This is a genomic window from Micromonospora sp. 4G55 (assembly GCF_016803375.1).
On record NZ_JAEVHN010000689.1, the window covers coordinates 1 to 3,175 of the forward strand.

Consider the following 3,175-nt stretch of genomic DNA (forward strand, 5'->3'; position numbering starts at 1 on the left):
GGGGCAGTTTCGGGTACGACGACCGGGGGCGGGCCGGTGCTGGGGCGGGGCGGCCCGGTGCAGCGGTACCGGGTGGCGGTGGAGAACGGCTCCGGTGAGGACGTGCACGCCTTCTCCGACGAGGCGCAGGCGGCGCTGGCCGGGCCGGGGAGCTGGGTGGACAGCGGGCTGCTGCGGCTGCGCCGGGTGCCGGCGGGCGAGGCGTACGACTTCACGATCTACCTGGCCACGGCGGCCACGGCGGGGCGGATGTGCCGGGCCGGGGGAGTGGACATCCGGGTGGGCGGCCGGCCGTACACGTCGTGCCGGGCGCCGGGGAAGGTGATCATCAACCTGGACCGGTGGCGCACCTCGGTGCCGCACTTCGTACGGGCCGGTGTGCCGTTGTCGCTCTACCGCACCTACGTGGTCAACCACGAGGTGGGCCACCAGTTGGGGCACCACCACGAGCGCTGCCCGGGGCCGGGCCGGCCGGCGCCGGTGATGCAGCAGCAGTCGCTTTTCCTGGACGGCTGCACCGCGAACCCGTGGCCGTACCTCGACGGGCGGCGGTACACCGGCCGTCCGGTCTGAGCCCCGCCGCGCGATCTGAAACATACTCACGTAGCCGACCGGAAAAGCGCTGATATGCCCGATTAGTCTGCCATGCTGATCGGGTGACCCCGTTTTCCCCGCTCGCCGAGGGCGGCGAACCGGAACCGGCCGACCCGGCCGACCGAACCGCCGACGACAACCGACCCGGGCTGGTCCGGATGCGCCGCCGCCGGCGGCGTGCCGCCCTGCTCGGCCTGGTGGCGCTCGGCGCGACCGTCACCGGCGTCGCCCTCGTCCGGTCCGACGACGGGCCGTCCGTACCCGCGTCCGCCGGGCTGTCCCGGGCGCAGGCGTTCGGCGCCGGCGAGGACGCCCGGCCCGCCCCGTACCCGACCAGCGGCTCCGGTCGCTTCGCCGCCGCCGACGGGCGCTCCCCGGTGCGCGGGTACGACGGCCCGCTGCGCCGCTACCGGGTGGCGGTCGAGGAGGGCACCGGGCAGGACGTCGACGTCTTCGCCGACACCGTGGACGAGGTGCTCGCCGACCGGCGCAGCTGGATCGCCTCCGGCGAACTGCGGGTGCAGCGGGTGCCCGAGGCCGCCGCCGCCGACTTCACCGTCTACCTGGCCACCCCGGCCACCTCGGAGCGGCTGTGCGCCGAGGGCGGGTTGATCACCGAGGGGTACACCTCCTGCCGGCTGCCCGGCCAGGTGATCATCAACCTGGCCCGCTGGATGGACGCGGTGCCCGACTACGGCGCCCCGCTGGCCGTCTACCGGACGTACGTGGTCAACCACGAGGTCGGGCACGAGTTGGGCGAGGAGCACCAGGCCTGCCCCGGCCCCGGCGAGCCGGCCCCGGTCATGCAGCAGCAGACGTACGGCCTGAACGGCTGCGTCGCCAACGCCTGGCCGTACGTCGACGGGGTGCGCCATGAGGGCGCGCTCGTCCCCGGTGTCTGAGTTATTCCCGCTCCCGCATGTCGGGCTACGTGTCACTGCTCATGGCCGACCGGACCCCCGGCGAGCGACAATGACCCGGTTCGCCACCAGCCGATCCCGGGGAGTCCACCGTGTCGCTGCCCCCGCTCGTCGAGCCCGCCGCCGAGCTGACCGTTGACGAGATCCGCCGCTACTCGCGCCACCTGATCATCCCGGACGTCGGGGTCGCGGGGCAGAAGCGGCTGAAGAACGCCCGGGTGCTCTGTGTCGGCGCCGGCGGTCTCGGCTCACCCGCCCTGCTGTACCTCGCCGCGGCCGGCGTCGGCACGCTCGGCATCATCGACTTCGACACCGTCGACGAGTCCAACCTCCAGCGGCAGGTCATCCACGGCGTCTCCGACGTCGGCCGCCCGAAGGCGGAGTCCGCCGCGGCGTCGATCCGCGAGATCAACCCGCTGGTGAACGTGCGAATCCACAACACCGCGCTGGACCGGGAGAACGTCCGGGAGATCTTCGCCGAGTACGACCTGATCGTCGACGGCACCGACAACTTCGCCACCCGCTACATGGTCAACGACGCGGCGGTGCTGCTCGGCAAGCCGTACGTCTGGGGTTCGATCTACCGCTTCGACGGCCAGGCGTCGGTGTTCTGGGCCGAGCACGGCCCCTGCTACCGCTGCCTCTACCCGGAGCCCCCGCCGCCCGGCATGGTCCCGTCCTGCGCCGAGGGCGGCGTGCTCGGCGTGCTCTGCGCGTCGATCGGCTCGATCCAGGTCAACGAGGCGATCAAGCTGCTCACCGGCATCGGCGAGCCGCTGGTCGGCCGGCTGATGGTCTACGACGCCCTGGAGATGTCTTACCGCAAGATCAAGGTTCGCAAGGACCCGAACTGCGTGCTCTGCGGCGAGAACCCGACGGTCACCGACCTGCTGGAGGACTACGAGGACTTCTGCGGCGCGGTCTCCGAGGAGGCGCAGGAGGCGGTAATCGACGCCACCATCACCGCGCTGGAGCTCAAGGAGTGGCAGGACGCCGGCAAGGACATCTTCCTGGTCGACGTCCGCGAGCCCGCCGAGTACGAGATCGTCCGCATCCCCGGCGCCACGCTGATCCCCAAGGGCGACATCATCTCCGGCGAGGCGCTGGCGACGCTGCCGCAGGACCGGCAGATCGTGCTGCACTGCAAGTCCGGCGTCCGCTCCGCCGAGGCGCTCGCCGCCCTCAAGGCGGCCGGGTTCCGCGACGCGGTGCACGTCCAGGGTGGTGTGCTCTCCTGGATCAAGCAGATCGATCCCTCGCTGCCCGCGTACTGACCGACGGCCGGGGCCGGCGGCGGGCCACTCACCCGCCCCGGCCTCGGCCGATTCCCCGAGGCGCGATCACCTTTCCGCAGGTAGCGTGACCGCCGTGGTGGACATGGACGCCGCTATCGGCTTCGTCGTGGCGCACGGGGACGCGGTGGACCGCGCCCGTCTCTCCCGGCTGCGCACCGGCGCGCCGGTGCCGGTCGAGCTGCTCGACGCCGCCGAGGCCGGGCAGACGCCCGACGGCGGCTGGCCGGCCGTCCTGGACGGTGCCGTCGGCTCCGTCGACGCGACCTGCTTCCGCCTGGCCGAGCTGGACGACCTCGGCGCCCTCGGCCGCCCGGCGGCCCGGCACGCGCTGGACTGGCTCGCCGCCCGCCAGCTGCCCGACGGCGG

Annotated in this window: 3 protein-coding genes and 1 pseudogene; all 4 read left to right on the plus strand. The window is 73.0% G+C overall.

The genetic code is table 11. The features are described 5' to 3' along the window. Nucleotides 1-573, plus strand: a 573-nt coding sequence (locus JNW89_RS32435) for a DUF3152 domain-containing protein (protein ID WP_238451958.1), incomplete at its 5' end; no start/stop codon positions are given. An 83-nt stretch (nucleotides 574-656) separates the two neighbouring features. Next, entirely contained in the window at nucleotides 657-1,496 is an 840-nt protein-coding gene (locus JNW89_RS32440; RefSeq protein ID WP_238451959.1) for a DUF3152 domain-containing protein, read from the plus strand. Nucleotides 1,497-1,606: 110 nt separating this feature from the next. Continuing rightward, complete coding sequence (gene moeZ, locus JNW89_RS32445) at nucleotides 1,607-2,788, plus strand: adenylyltransferase/sulfurtransferase MoeZ (protein ID WP_154941768.1); 1,182 nt, start codon at nucleotides 1,607-1,609, stop codon at nucleotides 2,786-2,788. A gap of 103 nt (nucleotides 2,789-2,891) precedes the next feature. Beyond that, nucleotides 2,892-3,175: pseudogene (locus JNW89_RS32450) on the plus strand (hypothetical protein); the annotation flags it as partial.